The sequence below is a fragment of the Aminobacter aminovorans genome (assembly GCF_900445235.1).
GTDB lineage: Bacteria > Pseudomonadota > Alphaproteobacteria > Rhizobiales > Rhizobiaceae > Aminobacter > Aminobacter aminovorans.
In genome coordinates this window covers 3,093,842-3,113,330 of sequence record NZ_UFSM01000001.1, presented here as the reverse complement: position 1 = coordinate 3,113,330, position 19,489 = coordinate 3,093,842, and the positions used below count along the sequence as shown (strand labels likewise).

21 protein-coding genes are annotated in these 19,489 nt (G+C 63.5%); 7 read left to right on the top strand and 14 right to left on the bottom strand.

The genetic code is table 11. The features are described from left to right. Positions 1 to 11 precede the first annotated feature (11 nt). The 3 genes from DY201_RS15335 to DY201_RS15325 form a co-directional block, all read right to left on the bottom strand. Positions 12 to 953: an alpha-E domain-containing protein gene (locus tag DY201_RS15335; protein WP_115731937.1), complete on the bottom strand. Its 942-nt coding sequence runs from the start codon at positions 951 to 953 to the stop codon at positions 12 to 14. A gap of 17 nt (positions 954 to 970) precedes the next feature. Continuing rightward, positions 971 to 2,383: a circularly permuted type 2 ATP-grasp protein gene (locus tag DY201_RS15330; protein ID WP_165915866.1), complete on the bottom strand. Its 1,413-nt coding sequence runs from the start codon at positions 2,381 to 2,383 to the stop codon at positions 971 to 973. 153 nt (positions 2,384 to 2,536) lie between these two features. Continuing rightward, on the bottom strand, positions 2,537 to 2,773 hold the full coding sequence (locus DY201_RS15325) for an Lrp/AsnC ligand binding domain-containing protein (protein WP_115733818.1): 237 nt from the start codon (positions 2,771 to 2,773) through the stop codon (positions 2,537 to 2,539). A 217-nt stretch (positions 2,774 to 2,990) separates the two neighbouring features. Between DY201_RS15325 and DY201_RS15320 the strand changes: the two genes are divergently transcribed. Further along, positions 2,991 to 3,401 carry a DUF4864 domain-containing protein gene (locus DY201_RS15320; RefSeq protein ID WP_115733817.1) on the top strand — a complete coding sequence of 137 codons (411 nt, stop codon included), beginning with the start codon at positions 2,991 to 2,993 and terminating at the stop codon, positions 3,399 to 3,401. On the opposite strand, the gene DY201_RS15315 is transcribed toward DY201_RS15320, so the two are convergent. The 4 genes from DY201_RS15315 to DY201_RS15300 form a co-directional block, all read right to left on the bottom strand. Beyond that, a complete protein-coding gene (locus tag DY201_RS15315; RefSeq protein WP_115731935.1) occupies positions 3,402 to 4,985 on the bottom strand; it encodes an acetolactate synthase large subunit in 1,584 nt (527 codons plus the stop codon). It lies immediately after the preceding gene. A 65-nt stretch (positions 4,986 to 5,050) separates the two neighbouring features. Next, complete coding sequence (locus DY201_RS15310) at positions 5,051 to 6,649, bottom strand: ABC-F family ATP-binding cassette domain-containing protein (protein WP_115731934.1); 1,599 nt, start codon at positions 6,647 to 6,649, stop codon at positions 5,051 to 5,053. A gap of 127 nt (positions 6,650 to 6,776) precedes the next feature. Further along, positions 6,777 to 7,538 carry a class I SAM-dependent methyltransferase gene (locus tag DY201_RS15305; protein ID WP_115731933.1) on the bottom strand — a complete coding sequence of 254 codons (762 nt, stop codon included), beginning with the start codon at positions 7,536 to 7,538 and terminating at the stop codon, positions 6,777 to 6,779. A gap of 189 nt (positions 7,539 to 7,727) precedes the next feature. Next, complete coding sequence (locus tag DY201_RS15300; RefSeq protein WP_115733816.1) at positions 7,728 to 8,702, bottom strand: threo-3-hydroxy-L-aspartate ammonia-lyase; 975 nt, start codon at positions 8,700 to 8,702, stop codon at positions 7,728 to 7,730. 144 nt (positions 8,703 to 8,846) lie between these two features. On the opposite strand from DY201_RS15300, the gene DY201_RS29910 reads away from it, so the two are divergent. Further along, positions 8,847 to 9,380, top strand: coding sequence for a Y-family DNA polymerase (locus DY201_RS29910; protein ID WP_245432006.1), 534 nt, complete (start codon positions 8,847 to 8,849; stop codon positions 9,378 to 9,380). Between the two features lie 26 nt (positions 9,381 to 9,406). Further along, a complete protein-coding gene (locus tag DY201_RS29905; protein WP_245432005.1) occupies positions 9,407 to 10,093 on the top strand; it encodes a DinB/UmuC family translesion DNA polymerase in 687 nt (228 codons plus the stop codon). 103 nt (positions 10,094 to 10,196) lie between these two features. Here DY201_RS29905 and tgt read toward each other — a convergent pair whose 3' ends face one another. The 6 genes from tgt to coaD form a co-directional block, all read right to left on the bottom strand. Continuing rightward, positions 10,197 to 11,333 (bottom strand): tRNA guanosine(34) transglycosylase Tgt, encoded by a 1,137-nt coding sequence (gene tgt / locus DY201_RS15290; RefSeq protein ID WP_115731932.1) that lies wholly within the window; start codon positions 11,331 to 11,333, stop codon positions 10,197 to 10,199. Beyond that, a complete protein-coding gene (queA, locus tag DY201_RS15285) occupies positions 11,330 to 12,406 on the bottom strand; it encodes a tRNA preQ1(34) S-adenosylmethionine ribosyltransferase-isomerase QueA (protein ID WP_115731931.1) in 1,077 nt (358 codons plus the stop codon). The genes tgt and queA overlap by 4 nt, the downstream gene beginning before the upstream one ends. Next, the gene (locus DY201_RS15280; RefSeq protein WP_115731930.1) at positions 12,406 to 12,855 is read right to left on the bottom strand and encodes a DMT family transporter; all 450 of its coding nucleotides are present in this window, start codon (positions 12,853 to 12,855) and stop codon (positions 12,406 to 12,408) included. The genes queA and DY201_RS15280 overlap by 1 nt, the downstream gene beginning before the upstream one ends. Positions 12,856 to 12,861: 6 nt before the next feature. After that, the gene (locus tag DY201_RS15275) at positions 12,862 to 13,377 is read right to left on the bottom strand and encodes a peptidylprolyl isomerase (RefSeq protein ID WP_115731929.1); all 516 of its coding nucleotides are present in this window, start codon (positions 13,375 to 13,377) and stop codon (positions 12,862 to 12,864) included. Positions 13,378 to 13,404: 27 nt separating this feature from the next. Beyond that, positions 13,405 to 13,899 (bottom strand): peptidylprolyl isomerase, encoded by a 495-nt coding sequence (locus DY201_RS15270; protein ID WP_245432132.1) that lies wholly within the window; start codon positions 13,897 to 13,899, stop codon positions 13,405 to 13,407. A 112-nt stretch (positions 13,900 to 14,011) separates the two neighbouring features. After that, positions 14,012 to 14,512, bottom strand: coding sequence for a pantetheine-phosphate adenylyltransferase (gene coaD / locus DY201_RS15265; RefSeq protein ID WP_115731927.1), 501 nt, complete (start codon positions 14,510 to 14,512; stop codon positions 14,012 to 14,014). 206 nt (positions 14,513 to 14,718) lie between these two features. Here coaD and DY201_RS29065 point away from each other — a divergent pair, with 206 nt between their 5' ends. After that, positions 14,719 to 14,871, top strand: a complete 153-nt coding sequence (locus DY201_RS29065) for a hypothetical protein (protein ID WP_165915867.1) — start codon at positions 14,719 to 14,721, stop codon at positions 14,869 to 14,871. 113 nt (positions 14,872 to 14,984) lie between these two features. Here the strand turns inward: DY201_RS29065 and gyrA are convergent, their stop codons facing one another. Then, on the bottom strand, positions 14,985 to 17,774 hold the full coding sequence (gene gyrA, locus DY201_RS15260; RefSeq protein ID WP_115731926.1) for a DNA gyrase subunit A: 2,790 nt from the start codon (positions 17,772 to 17,774) through the stop codon (positions 14,985 to 14,987). A 294-nt stretch (positions 17,775 to 18,068) separates the two neighbouring features. Between gyrA and DY201_RS15255 the strand changes: the two genes are divergently transcribed. The 3 genes from DY201_RS15255 to DY201_RS15250 all read left to right on the top strand — a co-directional run bounded on the left by DY201_RS15255 (position 18,069) and on the right by DY201_RS15250 (position 19,469). Continuing rightward, on the top strand, positions 18,069 to 18,698 hold the full coding sequence (locus tag DY201_RS15255; RefSeq protein ID WP_115731925.1) for a MarC family protein: 630 nt from the start codon (positions 18,069 to 18,071) through the stop codon (positions 18,696 to 18,698). A gap of 165 nt (positions 18,699 to 18,863) precedes the next feature. Then, positions 18,864 to 19,025, top strand: a complete 162-nt coding sequence (locus DY201_RS29850) for a nucleotidyltransferase domain-containing protein (RefSeq protein WP_425358733.1) — start codon at positions 18,864 to 18,866, stop codon at positions 19,023 to 19,025. 21 nt (positions 19,026 to 19,046) lie between these two features. After that, complete coding sequence (locus tag DY201_RS15250; RefSeq protein WP_425358732.1) at positions 19,047 to 19,469, top strand: amino acid transporter; 423 nt, start codon at positions 19,047 to 19,049, stop codon at positions 19,467 to 19,469. The last annotated feature ends 20 nt before the right edge of the window (positions 19,470 to 19,489 follow it).

Sequence of the window (19,489 nt, the reverse complement as noted above, 5' to 3'; positions counted from 1 at the left end):
ATCCTATCCGATCAATAAAAGCCGAAATCCTGGGCGACCTGATCGCCCAGCCGATTATTTTCCCTGATGAAGTCGGCCAGGAACTCGTGCAGACCGGTTTCGAAGATGTCCTTGATCTCGGTGCCACGCAGACGGGCATAGATCCGCTCGGCGATCTCCTGCGCCGGATGCCGGGCGCCATAATCTTCGCCGAGGAACTTCAGATGCTCGGCAAGGAAGCGATAGCTGAACGACAGCGAACGCGGCATGCGCGCATTGAGGATCAGATATTCCGCGATGTTGGTCGGCTTGTATTCGGCCTCGTAGACCCAGCGATAGGATCGGTGCGCCGCCACCGAGCGCAGGATCGATTCCCACTGGTAGTTGTCGAGCGACGAGCCGACCCAGGAGACCGAGGGCAGCAGCACGTAATATTTGACGTCGAGAATGCGCGCGGTGTTGTCGGCGCGCTCGACATAGGTGCCGAGCTGGGCGAAGTCGAAGATCTCGTTGCGCAGCATGGTGCCATAGAACGAGCCTCGGATCAGCGCCGTCTCGCGCTTGATGGCGTCCAGCACGCCGGGCAGTTCGCGCTGGTCGATCGGGCTCGCCAGAACGCGCTTCAGCGACATCCAGGCTTCGTTGATGCTCTCCCAGGTTTCCCGCGTCAGCGCGGTGCGCACCATCCGCGCATTGTTGCGCGCGGTTTCGATCGCCGCCACAGCGCTCGACGGGTTCGACATGTCGCGCAGCAGGAAGTCGGCGACGTTTTCGGCCGTGTAGTCGCTGTGCTTGGCGGCGAAAGACGTTGCCGCTCCCGCCGACAGCAGCACCGATTTCCATTCCTCCGAGGCATCCTGGCTGCGGGTCAGCGCGATGCGAAGGCCGGCATCGATCAGCCTCGCCATGTTCTCGGTCCGCTCGATATAGCGGTTCATCCAGTAAAGGCCGTTGGCTGTGCGTCCCAGAAGCATGAAGTCTCAGCGTCCCCTCAGTCGTCCAAAACCCACGTGTCTTTTGTCCCGCCACCTTGAGACGAGTTCACCACAAGCGAACCTTCCTTGAGCGCTACCCGCGTCAACCCGCCGGGCACGATGCGGATGCGATCAGAGACCAGCACGAACGGCCTGAGGTCAACGTGGCGCGGGGCCAGGCCCTTCTCGGTCAGGATCGGGCAGGTCGACAGCGACAGCGTGGGCTGGGCGATGTAGTTCGACGGGCGTGCTGCGAGTTTCTTCGAAAACTCCTCGCGCTCTTTCCTGGACGCGGCCGGCCCGACCAGCATGCCATAGCCGCCCGAACCGTGCACTTCCTTGACCACCAGTTCGGCCAGGTGCTCCTGGACATACTTCAGGCTGTCGGGTTCCGAGCAGCGCCAGGTCGGGATGTTGCCGAGGATCGGCTTGCGTCCGGTATAGAACTCGACGATCTCGGGCATATAGGAGTAGATCGCTTTGTCGTCAGCGATGCCAGTGCCGGGAGCGTTGGCGATGGTGATGTTGCCGGCGCGGTAGACGTCCATGATGCCGGGCACGCCAAGCGCTGAATCCGGATTGAAGGTCAACGGGTCGAGATAAGCGTCGTCGACGCGGCGGTAGAGCACGTCGATCCGCTTGTAGCCTTCGGTCGTGCGCATCGCCACATGGCCGTCGACGACGCGCAAATCCTGCCCCTCCACCAGTTGCACGCCCATCTGGTCGGCCAGGAATGCATGCTCGAAGTAGGCCGAGTTGAAGCTGCCCGGCGTCAGCACCGCAATCGTCGGGGCGCCACTCACCCCGTTGGGCCGCACCGCGGCCAGCGACTGCCTGAGCAGTTGCGGATAGTTCTCGACCGGATGCACCTTGATGCGCTGGAACAGCTCGGGGAAGAGCTGCAGCATCGTTTCGCGGTTCTCGAGCATATAGGACACGCCGGAGGGCGTGCGCGCATTGTCCTCAAGCACGTAGAACTCGTTCTCGGAGATGCGCACGACGTCGACGCCGATGATGTGGGTGTAGACGCCCGCCGGCGGCCGGACCCCGATCATTTCAGGCAGGAAGGCCTCGTTGGCAGCGATCAGCTCCCGCGGCACACGTCCAGCGCGGAGTATCTCCTGACGGTGGTAGATGTCGTCTAGGAAAGCGTTCAGCGCCTGCACGCGCTGCTCTATGCCTTGTGTCAGCCGGCGCCACTCATTGCCTGATATGATGCGGGGGACGATGTCGAACGGGATCAGCCGTTCCGATGCTTCCTGCTCGCCATAGACGGCAAAGGTGATGCCGGTCTTGCGGAACACCCGCTCGGCATCGCGCATCTTCTCTGTAAGTCGGGCAGGATCCTGATTTTTCAGCCAGCCGTCATAGGCTTCGTAGGGTCTTCTCAGTCCGGCTTCTGCCGGCAGCATTTCGTCGAACGCAACCAATGGCAAACTCCCCTCATGGCCAGTGAAATGACCTCGTGAGAGAAAATCAAGCGCAATCGCCGGTTTCGATGCCAGCCGGCTTATTTATCAGGAAATTGCCCGTCTTTTTGGCAGCATGCAGGCGACATGGGCAGATACCTGCCGTTTCAGCGCTCAGAACGCGCGGAACGTCACCGTGGTGAAGGTGTCCTTGATGTTGCCTATGGCATGGACCTTCTCGTTGACGAAATGGCCGATGTCTTCCTCGTCATCGACATAGAACTTTGCCAGCAGGTCGAAATTGCCGGCCGTCGAATAGATTTCCGAAGCGATTTCGGCGTCCGCCAATGCACTCGCCACCTCATAGGCCTTGCCGAGCTCGCATTTGATCTGCACGAAAAAGGTCTTCATCGCTTCGTCCATTCCATCTTTGCCCGTCTTGTCGCAGAACGGGCCAGCCCTTTCAAGCGACAGCTTCGTTGTCGGCAGGGCAAAGAAATCTCCCTCCCGGCGCAACAATCGTCACGAGCCTGCACACCGATCTGATAATCTCGTTTCCAGATGCAACCATTTCGCGACATCCAGCGTGTCTGCTGGCAACGCCAATGGTTGGCGACCGGAGAACGCCATGCGCCGTGCCGCCCTGCTTGCCTGCCTGCTCATGTCGCTTCCGGCATTTGCCGGCGAGGCCGAAATCAAGGCCGCCCAAGACAGCATTGCCGGCCAGTTGCATGCCTTCCGCGCCGACGACAATGCCACCGCCTACAGCTACGCCGCACCCAATGTGAGGCGGATCTTCCCGACCGTCGACACCTTCATGAGCATGGTGGCAGGCGCCTACAAGCCGGTGCACAAGCCACAGAGCTTTTCATTCGGAAAATTCCAGGAAATGAACCCGACGTCGATCATCCAGCAGGTCATCATCGTCGGGGCCGACGGCAAGGACTACGAAGCCGTCTACACGCTCGAGCTTCAGCCCGACGGCATCTGGCGCATCACCGGCGTCAGCCTGCGCGCCTCGAATTCGCTCAGCACCTGATCAGAGCCGCGCCTCAATCAGAAACGGCCCGCGCCGCCTGAGCGCCGCTTCGAACAGATCCGCAAACTGCTCGCATGTCGTGGCGACTGCCGCTTCCACGCCCATGCCGCGCGCCAGCGATGCCCAGTCGAGCGCCGGGCTGTCGAGGTCGAGCATGCGCGTCGCATTCCGGCCCACCGTCGCCACGCCGACATTGCGCATTTCGGCATGCAGGATGGCATAGGTACGGTTCGAAAAGATGATCGTGACCACGTCGAGATTTTCGCGCGCCTGCGTCCACAGCCCCTGCAGCGTGTACATGGCGCTGCCGTCCGCCTGGAGATTGATCACCTTGCGCTCCGGGCAGGCCACTGCCGCTCCCGTCGCCAGCGGGATACCCTCGCCGATGGAGCCGCCAGTGGTCATGATGAAGTCGTGCGGTGCCGAAAAGGCCGACAACGGAAAGAAGCGCCGGCCGGAGGTGACTGACTCCTCGACGACGATCGCGTTCTCCGGCAACCTCGCCGCGACGGTGACGGCCACCGCATCGTCGGTCAGCGGGCCTGACGGCACGCCTTCGTCCATCGGCAGCGCCAGCGGCACGATCCCGCCGCGCGTCACGCCCAGCTCCTCGCGCAGCGCGTCGAGCGCAGCCAGCAGGTCGTCGCCATGCCGGGCAAGCGTCAGCACGCTGCAATCTGCGCGCACCAGCTTGCCCGGCTTGCCGGGATAGGCGAAGAAGGCGACCGGTTCCGGCGCACCGACCAGCACCAGAACGTCGATGTCGCGCATGAACTCCAGCGCCATGTCGATCGGATAGGGAATGCGCGCCGGCGCCATCCGCCCTCGCCCGCGCTGAGTATGAGCAACCAGCACCTCGTTGAACAGCGTCACGTCGCAGCCGCTGGCGATCCGCCCGGCAAGTTCGAGCCCCTCGGCCAGCGCCGCAGCGCCGCTCAACACCATGCCGGTCCTGCCGGGATTGGCGCGGATGGCCTTGGCAACATCACGAACGGCATCGGGATCGGGCGCACGTGGCGGATCGAGGACGACCTTCTGGAGCGGTCTTTGCCCAGCAGCCGGATGGCCCCAGGCAGAATCTGCCGGCAGGATCAGCGTTGCCACGCCCGGCGGCGTCAAAGAAGCGCGACAGGCGGCCTCCGCCGCCGGTCCGACATCATCGGGGCCGGTCACCCGCCGCACCCAGTTCGACATCGGCCGCGCCAGCCCGTCAATGTCGCTGGTCAGCGGCGCATCGAGCGGCAGGTGATACGAGGCATGGTCGCCGACGATGTTGACCATCGGCGTACGGGCTCGCCTCGCGTTGTGCATGTTGGCAAGGCCATTGGCCAGTCCCGGCCCGGTATGCAGCAGCGTGGCCGCCGGCCTGCCCGTCATCCTCGCATAGCCGTCGGCGGCACCGGTAACGACATTCTCGTGCAGCCCGAGAATGCAGCGCAGTTGCGGCTTGCGGTCGAGCGCAGCCACGAAATGCATCTCCGACGTGCCGGGATTCGCGAAGCAGACATCGACGCCATTGACCAGAAGCACGTCCGTCAGCACGTCGGCCCCGTTCCCGTGCGTCGTTCGGCCGGCTTCGCTCATCGTCCCATCTCCAGTGTTCCGCAGCCATCTTGGCCAGATACCGGTATGGCACAATCAGGCTCAACTCATCTGATGTTGGTGCAGGCCGCCATCTCCACCCGCCTGGTGATGCCGATGGCTTCGAGGAAGGCCTGGTCGTGGCTGACCACCAGCAACGCTCCGTCATAGGCACGCAATCCGGCCTCCACTGCCTCGATGGCGTCGATATCAAGATGATTGGTCGGCTCGTCGAGGATCAGCAACGCTGGCGGCACCTTGCCGCCGAGCACGCATGCGAGCCCCGCCCGCAGCAACTGGCCGCCGCTCAGGCTGCCCACGACCTGCAAGGCCGCATCGGCGCGGAACATGAAGCGCGCCAGCGCCGCACGACAGGCATTCTCGTCCGCCTCGGGATTGATGCGGCGGAAATTGTCACGGATCGACGCCTCGGCGTCGAGCAGGCCGACCTGCTGGTCGAGCATGGCATAGGCGGTCAGCACCGAGACGTTGCCTAGCCACGGCTTGAGCTTGCCCGAGATTGCCTTGAGCAGCGTGGTTTTCCCCGTGCCATTGCCGCCGCTTATGGTAACCCGCTCGGCGCCGGTGAGATCGAGTGAGAAATCGGCAATGATCGGCTTGCCCGCTTCATAGCCCGCCGTTAACCGGTAGATACGCAGCACGGCCTTTCCGGGCGGCAATCCGGTCGACGGCAGTTTCAGCGAGATGGGCTGCAGCACCTCGATCCGCTCGTGAGCGGCGGCGGCATCCGCTTCCGCCTGGGCGCGCCGGCGCTCGGCCAGCCGGATGTTCTCGCCTGACGTGTTCTCGGCGCGGTTCTTCAGCCCGCCTATCAAGATGCGCGGCATGTCGCCTTTGGCGGCCTTGCTTTTGCCGGCACCGTCCTTGCGCGCCTTGCGCTCGGCTGTCGCCTGGGCCTTCTGCGCAATGTCCAACACGCGCCTTTCGGCGTCGAGCAAATCGTGCCGGGCGGCAGCCAGTTCGGTCACCTTGCGCTCGCGATAGAGACTCCAGTTGCCGCCATAACGCGTGGCTCCCAGCGACGTCAGCTCAACGATGGCGTCCATCGTGTCCAGCAACTCGCGGTCGTGGCTTATGACGATGGCCCCTGATCGCCAGCCGGCCAGCAAGTCGATTACCGCCCCCCGCCCATTCCGGTCGAGATTGTTGGTCGGCTCGTCGAGCAGGATGAAATCGGGCGCGCCGAAGACCAGTGCGGCCAGCCCCGCACGCGTACGCTGGCCGCCGGACAGGGCCTTGAGCGCCGTCGCAGGCTCCGCGCTCAACCCGACGCGGGCGAGCGCAGCCTCGATGCGTGCCTCCAGCGTCCAGTCGGCACTGGCCAATTCCTCGACACTGGCAAGTCCGGCCTCAGCACGGCGCAGCAGGTCGAGCCTCTCAGATGCCCCGAACAGGTCGGCCACGGTTTCACCAGGCGAGACCTGCGCGGCCTGGCGCAGCAGCCCGAGCGTGCCAACGACGGATACCTTGCCGGCCTGCGGCTTTAGCAAACCCGATATCAGATGCAGAAGCGTCGACTTGCCGACGCCATTGCGTCCGACAAGCCCCGAGCGGCCGGTTTCGAAGTTCAGCGATAGATTGGCAAAGAGCGTCCGGCCTTCAGGCGTGGACCAGGCAATATTCGACAGAGAGATGGATGCAGGCATGGAATTCCCCAATGGCAAAGCGGTTCGGCGTTGCTGTCGGGCAAAAATCCATTGAGGCACACATCCTGTTCAAATTGCTGATGGCCGCTAGATAGTCGAGCTGCCGCCTTGGTTCAAGCCATCGATTTCATTCTGGCCGGCGCGCCTCGACGCTGATCGTCTCGCAGCCAGTGGCCGGCGCCTGGCCGTAGCGATAGTCACCAGAGGCGACGACGTCGACGAAACCCGCTTCGCGCAGCGCCATGGCAAACTCCTCGACGCCCCACCAACGCAGGCTGAACAGCTCCAGTTCGGTGTCGACGAGCTTGGTGTCCTTCCACAGTTCGTAGCGCAGATGCGTCACGGTGGTCTGCGCGACGTAGTCGGTTGAACCGCGCGCATCGGTCAGCGTCATCAGATCGCCGTGCTCGGTGGTCCAACTCCGCACCCGGCCACCCTCACCCAGGAAGCCGCCGATGGCGTCCAGGTCGATCATCAGCCGCCCGTCCGGCGCCAGATGATCGAAGAATCGCCGCAGAACGGCCTTCGCCACAGCCATGTCGGTGATCAGCTGGAACGAGCCAAGCGGCACGACGATTGCCGCAAAGCGGCGATCGCAAGCGAATGTCTCGAACGTCCCATGGCTGACCCGCCCCCCGTCGAGCGAGCGCTCCGCACAGGCCCTGCGGCAAAAGCCAAGCATCTCGTTCGAGGGGTCGAAGCCGCTGATGTCGAAACCGGCTTCCAGCATCGGCACGAAAAAGCGACCATTGCCGACAGCAGGCTCCAGGATGGAGCCGGCACAATCGGCAAGACGCCCGCGATAATATTCGATGTCTCCGAACGAGCGCCCAACCGGCTTGTCGAGATTGTAGACCCAGGAGGCGAGCGTTCCGTATCTGTTGTTCATGCGCGCTTGCCCCGTCTGATCTACAGCAATTCTTGCTGACCTTCGCGCGGCCAAGCATGTCCACGCCATAGGACGGACTTGCTTGCTACGTCCAGCCACCAAGTCTTTGGGACCGAGCTTTGCATTGTCCCTGTGGCGCGGACACAACGCCTTCGGGCGGGGAGTTGCGCCAAAGACTCAGGCCAGAAGTCAGGCGTCGGCGAAGAACCCGCTCAATGCCTTCAAGTCGACATTGCCGCCGCTGAGCACGATACCGACGCGTTTGCCCGCGCAGTCGACGACGCCGTTGAGCGCTGCCGCCGCCGCCAGGCAACCGGTCGGTTCGACGATCAGTTTCATGCGTTCGGCAAAGAAGCGCATCGTCGACACCAGTTGCGCATCGCTGACCGTGACGATGCCGTCAACCTTGGCTTGCAGGATCGGAAAATTGTGGTCGCCGACAAAGGTGGTCAGCGCCCCATCGGCGATCGACTGCGGCGGCGCGATGCGAACCACTTCACCCTTCAGCAGCGACTGCTGCCCGTCATTGCCGGCCTCCGGTTCGACGCCGATGACGCGACAGCCAGGCGCCAGCGCCTTGGCGCTGAGCGCACAGCCGGCAAGCAACCCGCCGCCTCCGAGCGGCGCGATGAGGATGTCGAGCTGTCCAACCTCGTCGATCAGTTCAAGTGCCGCCGTGCCCTGGCCGGCAATGATGTCGGGGTGATCAAAGGGCGGAATCATCGTCATACCGCGTTCCTCGGAAATCCCGCGCGCCATCGCCTCGCGATCATCCTTGTAGCGGTCGAAGAACACCACCTCAGCGCCATAGCCCCGGGTCGCCGCAACCTTGATCTCGGGAGCGTCCTTGGGCATCACGATGACAGACGGCGCGCCGAGCAGCGTCGCCGCATAGGCGAGCGCCTGGGCGTGGTTGCCGGAGGAAAAGGCGACGACGCCCTTCTGCCTGGCTTCCGGCGACAGCGCGGAAACGGCGTTGTAGGCGCCGCGGAACTTGAAAGCACCGGCGCGCTGCAAATTCTCGGCCTTGAAGAACAGCGCACCGCCAATCTTGGCATTGACAGTGCGCGAGGACAGCACCGGGGTTCGATGCGCCTCGCCTACGATGCGCGAAGCCGCCACCTTGACGTCTTCAAATGTTGGAACGCGCAGCGAAACAGTCATGGGATTCTCCTTGGATTGCGGCACCATAGTCGACGCCAGCGATTTCCATAAGCCCGCACCGGACGCCACCGCTTGCGCCAGCGCGCTTGACTTTTCGCATGTATGTTCCCTTTATGTTCCTAACATGCTCAACAGATCGCTTCCATGGAAAGCGCAGCCACCATCCTGCATGCCGACCTCGACGCCTTCTATGCGTCGGTCGAACAGTTGCTCGACCCGAGCCTGCGCGGACAGCCAATCGCCGTCGGCGGCGGGGTGGTGCTCGCCGCCTCCTACGAAGCCAAGGCGTTCGGCGTCCATGGCGGCATGCCGGGCCGGCGCGCCCGCGAACTATGCCCCGGCGTCATCTTCGTCGGCGGCAATTTCAGGGAGTACCAGCGTCTGGGCGACGCAGCGATCGCGGTGCTCGGCGATTTCACGCCGCTGGTCGAGCGCATCTCCATCGACGAGGCTTTTGCCGACGTCGCCGGCTGCACCCACCTGTTCGGTTCGCCCGAGGAGATCGCCCAAAAGATCAGGAACAGGTCCGCGCCGAACTCGGACTGCCGATATCGGTCGGCGTCGCCCGCACCAAGCACCTCGCCAAGATCGCATCGCAGGTCGCCAAGCCCGACGGCATCGTCGTGGTCGATGACGGTGCGGAAATCGGATTCCTGCACGGCTTGCCCGTCGGCCTGATGTGGGGTGTCGGCCCAGCCACAGAAATGCGACTGGCGGACGCCGGCATCACCACCATCGGCCAACTGGCCAACGCCAACCGGCATGTGCTCGAACGCCTGCTCGGTCACGCATCAGGCGAAAAGCTGGCGGCCCTTGCCTGGAACCGCGATCCACGCAGCCTCCAGCCGCATCGCCGCGCCCATTCCGCCGGCGCGCAGTCGGCGCTGGGCATGAAACCGGCACGGCCTGATGTCTACGTGCCGGCGCTGCGCCATCTCGCTGACCGGGTCGCCTCGCGTCTTAGGGCCAAGTCGCGTCCAGGACGCACCGTCACCGCCCGCGTTCGCTTTGCCGACCTGCGTTCGGTGACGCGGTCGATCACCTTGGACGCGCCAGTTTCGGCCACCGCAATGATCGCCGAAGTCGGCGAAGAACTGGTACGCGGCGTACTTGCCCAGTATCCCGGCGAGCGCACGATCTCGCTGCTGGCGATCTCGGTCTCGCATCTCGATGAACATTCCGTCCTACAGCTCGAATTGCCACTGGACCTTGCCGACGAGAAGCGCCGGCCGGGCACGCGAAAAGGCCAGGCGCGATGGAGCGCCGACTGCGCCATGGATGCCATCCGCGAGCGTTTCGGCTGGGAGGCGGTCGGTTACGCCTCGGTGGCTCTGGGCCGCGCAGGTTCCGTGCCCGATGCCTTCCGCCAGCTTGCCGAGAAGGAGCTCTAAAGAACCTCCAGTAAATGCGCGCAGCGGTTTTCCGCCAGGAATTGCGCAAAACAAGGAGATAGAGTGCTTCCGCGATAGGAAGAAAAGCGGAGACCCTCCAGGCTCAGCCGTTGTGCAGCGGGATGTCGCCGCGCGCCCATCCTTCGCTGATCTCGGCGGTCTGGTCAGCAAAGCGCCCCACCTCGATCGAGGCACGGATTTCGCTCATCAGGTGCTGGTAATAAGACAAATTGTTCCAGGTGAGCAGCATGGCACCCAGCGCCTCGCCCGATCGCACCAGATGATGCAGGTAGGCGCGCGAATAGTCGCGCGCGGCCGGGCAATCGCTTTCCTCGTCCAGCGGCCGCGGATCGTCGGCGTGGCGCGCATTGCGCAGGTTCACCTTGCCGCGGCGTGTATAGGCAAGGCCGTGGCGGCCCGCCCGCGTCGGCATCACGCAATCGAACATGTCGATGCCACGCGCCACCGACTTGATGATGTCGTCGGGCGTACCGACGCCCATCAGGTAGCGCGGCTTCTCCTGAGGCAGTTCCGGACAGGTGATGTCGAGCATGTCGAGCATCACCTCCTGCGGCTCGCCGACGGCGAGGCCGCCGACGGCATAGCCCTTGAGCTCCAGCGCCTTCAGCGCCTGCGCCGAGCGCACGCGCATGTCAGGGATATCGCCGCCCTGCACGATGCCGAACATTGCCTTGCCCGGCTGGTCGCCGAACGCGGTCTTGCAGCGCTCGGCCCAGCGCAGCGACATTTCCATGGCGCGCTGGATTTCCTTCGGCGTCGACGGCAGCGCCGTGCATTCGTCGAGCTGCATCTGTATGTCGGAATCAAGCAGCCCCTGGATCTCGATCGAGCGCTCCGGCGACATCTCGTAGGGCGCGCCATCGATATGCGAGCGGAAGGTCACACCCTTTTCGCTGATCTTGCGCAGCTTCGACAGCGACATCACCTGGAAGCCGCCGGAATCGGTCAGGATCGGATGCGGCCAGCGCGCGAAGTCGTGCAGACCGCCGAGCTTGGCCACCCGTTCCGCGCCGGGACGCAGCATCAGATGATAGGTGTTGCCCAGGATGATGTCGGCGCCGACGCCGCGCACCTGGTCCATATACATCGCCTTCACCGTGCCGCCGGTGCCGACAGGCATGAAGGCCGGCGTGCGGATGGTGCCGCGCGGCATGGTGATTTCGCCGCGCCGCGCCTTGCCGTCGGTCGCGAGCAGCTTGAAGGTGAACTCTGAACTCATCGGTCGTCCCTGAACAGCAGGCTTGAATCGCCGTAGGAATAGAAGCGGTAGCCACTCGAAATGGCATGCGCATAGACATCGTGCATGCGCTCCAGTCCGGCAAAGGCCGACACCAGCATGAACAGCGTCGAGCGCGGCAGATGGAAATTGGTCATCAGCGCATCGACGAATTTGAAGCGATAGCCGGGCGTGATGAAGATGTCGGTCGGGCCTGACCAGGCGGCCAAGGTACCGTCTTGGCGCGCGGCACTCTCCATCAGGCGCAGCGACGTGGTGCCGACCGCAACCACCTTGTTGCCCCGCGCCCGCGCCGCATTCAGCACGGTTGCCGTCTCTGCCGAAACGTGCCCGATCTCCGAATGCATCTTATGGTCGGCGGTGTCATCGGCCTTGACCGGCAAAAAGGTGCCAGCCCCGACATGCAGCGTCACGAACTGCTTTTCGACGCCTTTGGCCTCGAGTGCCGCAAACAGCTCCGGCGTGAAATGCAGGCCTGCGGTTGGCGCCGCGACAGCCCCCTCCTCCCGTGCATAGACGGTCTGGTAGTCCTTGCGGTCGCGCTCGTCATCGGCGCGCTTGGAGGCAATATAGGGCGGCAGCGGAATGTGACCGACGTCATGCAGCGCCTCGTCCAGCGCCGGCCCGGCGAGGTCGAATGCCAAAAGCGCCTCGCCACCCTCGCCCTTCTCCAGCACCGTGGCGTCGAGCTGGCCAAGCATGCAGGCCTCGGCATCATGGCCGAACTGGATGCGGTCGCCAACAGCAACACGCTTGCCCGGCCGCATGAAGGCAAGCCAGCGGTCGGGTGCGGTGCGCATGTGCAGCGTCGCATCGACATGGGCCACCGCTTCGCCACGGACGCGAACCCCCTTGAGCTGGGCCGGAATGACACGCGTGTCGTTGAGCACCAGCACATCGCCGGGCTCAAGCAGCGTCGGCAGGTCACGCACCGACAGATCGGCCAATTCCGCGCCCGGGCGAACGGTCAGCAGCCGCGCCGTGTCGCGCGGCTGAGCCGGACGCAGCGCAATGTTCGCCTCCGGCAGGTCGAAATCGAAAAGGTCTACACGCATCAGTAGATACGGATCATCAGCGCGCCGGCGAGCAGCAGCAAGGCGCCGACGATACGGCCCATGGAGATCTCGCGCACGGCAACACCCAAAATGCCGGCCTTGTCGACAAGCATGCCGGCCAGAAGCTGACCCGCCACCAGGAAGGCCATCAAGGCGGCGGCACCGATGCGTGGGGTCAGCAGCACCGTGGAGGTGACATAGACCGCTCCCAGCACGCCACCGGCCACGAACAACCACGGCGCCGGCGCCTTCCAGTCGATGACCAGCCCTTGCGTGCGGGTGGCTAGAAAGGTGATCACGCCGAGCACGATCGCGCCAGACAGAAACGAAATAGCAGCCGCCGCGACGGGCACACCGAGCCCGCGCGCCAGTTGCGCATTGATAGGAGCCTGAATGGCAATGAAGGCGCCCGCCAGAACGCCGAGAAGCGACCAGAGAGCGCCAGCCATTGTCAGTTATTCCGCAACGTCGGCCGCAACCTTCAGTGACACGATCTTGTCGGGATCCTGCACCGGCTCGCCGCGCTTGATCTTGTCGACATTATCCATGCCTTCGATGACCTGACCCCACACGGTGTACTGGCGGTTTAGGAAGCCGGCGTCCTCGAAGCAGATGAAGAACTGCGAGTTGGCCGAGTTCGGGTTCTGCGAACGGGCCATCGAGCAGGTGCCGCGGCCGTGATTCATGTTCGAGAATTCGGCCTTCAGGTCCGGCTTGTCCGAACCGCCCATGCCGGCACGGCCCGGGTTGAAGTCCTTGCCGCCCGACTTGCCGAACTTGACGTCGCCGGTCTGGGCCATGAAACCTTCAATGACGCGGTGGAACACCACGCCGTCATAGGCGCCTTCGCGTGCCAGTTCCTTGATGCGGCCGACATGGCCGGGGGCCAGGTCCGGGAACAGCTCGATGACCACATTGCCCTTGGTCGTTTCCATGATCAGCGCGTTTTCGCGATCCTTGATCTCGGCCATGATGAAATTCCTTCTCTTCGTTTTCGTTTACTTGGCGTCCGCGGCGATGCGGACCTTGATCATGCGGTCGGGGTCGCTGACCGACCCGTTATTGGCCGCGTCACCCTTCTTGATGGCATCGACCAGTTCCATGCCGCTCTCGACATCGCCAACGACGGTGTACTGGCCGTCGAGCGAGGACGCGGTGTCGAACATGATGAAGAACTGCGAATTCGCCGAATTCGGGTCCTGCGAGCGCGCCATACCGACGACGCCGCGCTTGAAATTCTCGTTGGAGAACTCCGCCTGGATGTCGGGCAGCTTCGAGCCGCCCATGCCGGCACGGTTGGCATCGTAGCCGTCCTTCATGTCGCCGAACTCGACGTCGCCGGTCTGAGCCATAAAGCCGCCGATGACACGGTGGAAGGCGACGTTGTCATAGGCGCCTTCGCGCACCAGCGTCTTGATCTGGGCGACGTGCTTGGGCGCGAGGTCGGGGCGCAGCGCCACCGTCACGTCGCCGCCCTTCAGCGTGATGATCATCGTGTTCTCGGGTTCGGCGGCGATGGCTGCGGCCGATCCGGCCAAAAGGCCGGCAAGGACGACGACGGACGAGGCAAGCTTCCTGAGCTGCATGTTTCGATACTCCGGAGAATTATTTCGCGAATTTGGCGTTGAGCGCGCCGGCAACCGCCGCCGGCACGAACGGACGGATGTCGCCGCCCATCGAGGCTATCTGGCGGACAAGTGTGGCGGTAATGGTGCGAACCGAGGGACTCGCCGGCAGGAAAACGGTCTGCAGTTCCGGTGCCATGGTTTCGTTCATGCCGGCCATCTGCATCTCATAGTCGAGGTCGGTGCCGTCGCGCAGGCCGCGGATCATGATCGAAGCGCCTTCCTTGCGCGCCGCGTCGATCACCAGCCCGTCAAAGGCCACCACCTTGATGCGTCCGCCATCCGCGCCGAATTCCGCCTTCGTCGCTTCCTCGATCAGCGCCACACGCTCTTCGAAGGAAAACAGCGGCTTCTTACCGGGATGAATGCCAATTGCGGCATAGACGACGTCGGCAACGGCCAGCGACGCCTTGAGCACGTCGAGATGGCCGTTTGTGAGCGGGTCGAACGACCCGGCATAGATGGCAATGCGATCAGTCATGGGCTGCTTCTAGAACATCGGCGCCAAAGGTGGAAGCGCGCATTGCCGCCAACCTGCCCCGTGTCCGACCGGAAATTGGTTTACGAGATGAATGCGAGATGAACGGCAATCTCATGATCAGTTCAAGCGGATGTGAATAGAACGTCATTATAGTGCGTGAAACCAAACAGCGTCTCGTCCGTTGTTTCCAGCAGGAGAACAGCGCCATGATGATCTACATGCTCGCCGCGGCCATGACTCTGGCCATGCTTGTCGCCACCGCCTTCAGCCTCCACCAAGAGGCTCACCGCGTCCGCACCAAGGTGCAGACCGCCCGCGTGCAGCTTCCGGGCTGGCGCAATCCGCGCGCCCCGCGCTGAACAGTTTCTGCCCCTCCAGGCAAAAGCGGCGCCACGGCGCCGCTTCTTTCTCTTTTTTTATGACCCGCACCTAACGCCTGAACAGCAAAGCCGTTCGGCGTCAGGACGTTTTGTCAGCTCTCGCTTGCCGGAGCTTCTCCGGCCGCAGCGTCCTCGCCTGACGCCTCGTCGGTCTCATCCTCGCCCTGCGGCTCGGAAATCCGCTCCACGGACACCACCTTCTCGCCATCGGCGGTATTGAAGATGGTGACGCCCTTGGTGGCGCGGCTTGCCGTGCGGATGCCGTCGACTGGCACACGGATGACCTGGCCGCCGTCGGAGACGAGCATGATCTGGTCGTCATTGCCGACCGGGAACGTCGCCACCAGCTTGCCGATTTCCGCCACCTTGGACACATCGGTGGCCCGGATGCCCTTGCCGCCACGGTTTGTCAGGCGGAAATCATAAGACGAAGAACGCTTGCCATAGCCATATTCGGTGACCGTGAGCACGAACTGCTCGTGCTCGCCCAGGAACTGGTAACGCTCCTCGGTGATGTCGGTTTCCTCGCCGACGTCCTCATTGGTCAGCGCGATATCCTCGTCGTCGCCGGCAGCGATGCCCGCAGCCAACCGCCGTTCGGCGACGGAGCGCTTGAGATAGGCCGCACGTTCCGCCGGGCTTGCCTCGACATGCTCGATGACCGCCATCGAGATGACGCGGTCGCCTTCGGCCATGCTGATGCCGCGCACGCCGACGGAGTTGCGGCTCTGGAACACGCGCACGTCGTCGACGCGGAAGCGTATGCACTGGCCGGAATCGGCGGTCAAAAGCACGTCGTCATTGTCGGTGCAGGTCTCGACGCCGAGAATCTCGTCGCCTTCTTCCTCCAGCTTCATGGCGATCTTGCCATTGCGCTTGACGTCGACAAAGTCGCTCAGCTTGTTGCGGCGCACGGTGCCGCGCGTGGTGGCGAACATCACATCGAGTTCGGCCCAGCTTGCCTCGTCCTCGGGCAGCGGCATGATCGTGGTGATGCGCTCGCCCTGTTGCAGCGGCAACAGGTTGATCAGCGCCTTGCCGCGCGACTGTGGATTGCCGATCGGCAGGCGCCAGACCTTTTCCTTGTAGACGATGCCGCGCGACGAGAAGAACAGCACCGGCGTGTGCGTGTTGACCACGAACAGCCGGGTGACGAAATCCTCGTCCTTCGTCGACATACCCGAGCGGCCCTTGCCGCCGCGGCGCTGTGCCCGGTAGAGCGACAGTGGGACGCGCTTGATGTAGCCGGAGTGGCTGACGGTGACGACCATATCCTCGCGCGGGATCAGGTCCTCGTCTTCCATGTCGGCGCCACCGTCGGTGATCTCGGTCCGGCGCGGCACCCCGAATTCGTCTCGCACGGCAACCAGTTCGTCCTTGACGATCTGCTGGATGCGGGCCCGCGACGACAAGATGTCGAGATAGTCGGTGATCTCCGTGCCGATCTTGTTGAGTTCGTCGGCGATTTCATCGCGACCCAGTGCCGTCAAGCGCTGCAGGCGCAGCTCGAGAATGGCGCGCGCCTGTTCTTCCGACAGGTTGTAGGTGCCGTCATCGTTGATGCGGTGGCGCGGATCGTCGATCAGGCGGATCAGCGACTCGACGTCGGATGCCGGCCAGCGCCGCGTCATCAACTGGTCGCGCGCCGTCTGCGGATCGGGCGCGGTACGGATCAGCTTGATGACCTCGTCGATATTGGCAACCGCAATCGCCAGGCCGACCAAGATGTGGGCGCGGTCGCGCACCTTCTTGAGCAGGTACTTGGTACGGCGGCTGATCACCTCTTCACGGAAGGCGACGAATGCCTTCAGCATGTCGAGCAGCGTCAGCACTTCCGGCTTGCCGCCATTGAGCGCCACCATGTTGGCGCCGAACGAGGTCTGCAGCGGCGTAAAGCGATAGAGCTGGTTGAGGATCACCTCGGCGTTGGCATCGCGCTTGAGCTCGATGACGACGCGGTAGCCCTGGCGATCAGACTCGTCGCGGATGTCGGAGATGCCCTCGATGCGCTTGTCGCGCACCAGTTCGGCCATCTTCTCGATCATCGTCGCCTTGTTCACCTGGAAGGGAACTTCGGTGATGATGATCGCCTCGCGGTCGCCGCGGCTTTGCTCGATATTGACCCTGCCGCGCATCATGACCGAGCCGCGGCCGGTCGAATAGGCGTTGTAGATGCCCGAGCGCCCGAGGATCAGGCCGCCGGTGGGAAAATCTGGGCCTGGAATGATTTCCATCAGGTCGGGCAGGTCGATACCGGGATTTTCCATGACGGCGATGGCGCCATTGCAGACTTCGACCAGATTGTGCGGCGGAATGTTGGTCGCCATGCCGACGGCGATGCCGCCGGCACCATTGACCAGCAGCGCCGGGAAACGCGCCGGCAGCACGCGCGGCTCCTGGCCCGACGCGTCGTAGGTATCCTGGAAGTCGACGGTGTCCTTGTCGATGTCCTCGAGCAGTTCATGCGCAACCTTGGTCAGGCGCGCTTCGGTGTAGCGCATCGCAGCGGGCGGATCGCCGTCGATCGAGCCGAAATTGCCCTGCCCGTCGATCAGCGGCACGCTCATCGACCAGTCCTGCGCCATGCGCACCAAGGCGTCATAGATCGACGCATCGCCGTGCGGGTGATATTTACCCATCACGTCGGCGACCGGACGCGCCGACTTCACATATTTGCGGTTCCAGTGGTAGCCGCTCTCATGCGAGGCGAAGAGAATGCGGCGGTGCACCGGCTTCATGCCGTCGCGCACGTCGGGCAGCGCGCGGCTCACGATCACGCTCATCGCGTAATCGAGGTAGGAGCGCTGCATCTCCTCGATGATGGAAATCGGCTCGATGCCGGAGGGACCGTCAGGTCCACGCGGTGATTTCTGGTCGGTCAACTCGGATCACGCATGTTGGGAATCATTTACCTTATATATAGGAACGGTCGTTGAATGACCAATTCCGGCGGCGCTTTTCCAATGCTGATTTGGGACGCGATTTCAAAAGGATAGCTTGCGCTTCCAACATTGCGTCGAGATGTCCCTGTCTGTCCCCACCGCCATTGCGCCGGCAACGGCCGGATGCCGCAGCAGAATCTGCCGGCAAGGGCAAAATGACTTCCGTACGGCCGAATTTGCCACTGGCGCGGCAACGGTCGCCGGGTTAGCCTGCACGCGCCGGGGAGATGCCTGATGCCGCTTTTCGACACTGTTTTCAATGCCTTCGTCACCATCCTCGTGACTATCGACCCGCCCGGCCTGGCGCCGCTGTTCCTCGCGGTGACACGCGGCATGAATCGCGAGCAGCGCCTGCAGGTTTCGGTACGTGCGAGTGTCATCGCCTTTGTCGTGCTGGCGGTCTTTGCCGTTGCCGGCGCCGCCATCCTCACCGTGTTCGGCATCACCTTGCCCGCCTTCCGCGTCGCCGGTGGCTTCCTGCTGTTCTTCATCGCCTTCGAGATGGTTTTCGAGAAGCGCCAGGACCGCAAGGAGAAGATTTCGGATGTCGCGATCACCCGCGACCACATCCACAACATCGCCGCCTTCCCGCTCGCTATTCCGCTGATCGCCGGTCCCGGCGCGATCTCGGCGACGGTGCTGCTCTCCGGCTCGTTTCAGGGTTGGGCCGGCCAGTTGGCACTGGTCCTGATCATCCTCGCCTGCCTCGCCGCCACCTATCTGGTGTTCGTTCTCGCCGAACGCATCGACCAGTTCCTCGGCCAGACCGGCCGCTCGATCCTGACTCGCCTCCTCGGTGTGATCCTGGCAGCCCTCGCTGTGCAATTCGTTGCCGATGGTATCAAGGCGCTGATGGCGAGCTAGGGCGCGACAGGCCACAAGACCGCTCTGCCCCCGTCGATCCAGGCCACCGGCATTCGTCAGCTGCGCAGCCGGCTGCGGGGCCGGAAGTCAGGCCGTTCGTCGAACGAAGCAGCCTTGATCCGGGCCTCGATACGGCTAAAGCAGCGCAAAAGAACAGCCCCTGGCATGAATCAGCCCGATACGCCGGACCATGACGCATGGTGCGCCTGGCATCCAACCGAGTTGGCGCGCCACCTGACCGGCGTCTCCCTGCCCTGGTGCGTCGTCGGCGGCTGGGCGCTCGACCTCTGGCACGGCCATCAGACACGCGAGCACGAAGACCTCTAATTCACGGTCCTGCGCAGCGACGTGCCCGTCTTCCGCCGCGCACTCGCCGGCATGGAATGCCACACTGCCGGAGATGGCATCGTCAAGCACCTGCCCGCGCAAAGCGCCCCGTCTGCCGAAATCTCCCAGATCTGGTGCCTGGACGTCGTGCGGCACTGCTGGCGCGTCGACATGATGATCGAGGAAGGTTCGCCGGATCTGTGGGTTTACAAGCGGAACCCGGCCGTAGCAGTGCCGCGCACTGACATTGTCGCCACGACGCCGGCCGGCATCCCCTACCTCAAGCCGGCAGCCGTCCTGCTGTTCAAGGCCAAATACGGGCGCCCCAAGGACGAAGTAGATTTCGTCAATGCCCTGCCGAAGCTGCAGCAGTCGGAACGCAGCTGGCTGAAGAACTGCCTCGACCTATGCCATCAGGGACATCGATGGGCGGAAAGGCTGTAACCTCGTCCATCACTAGTTTT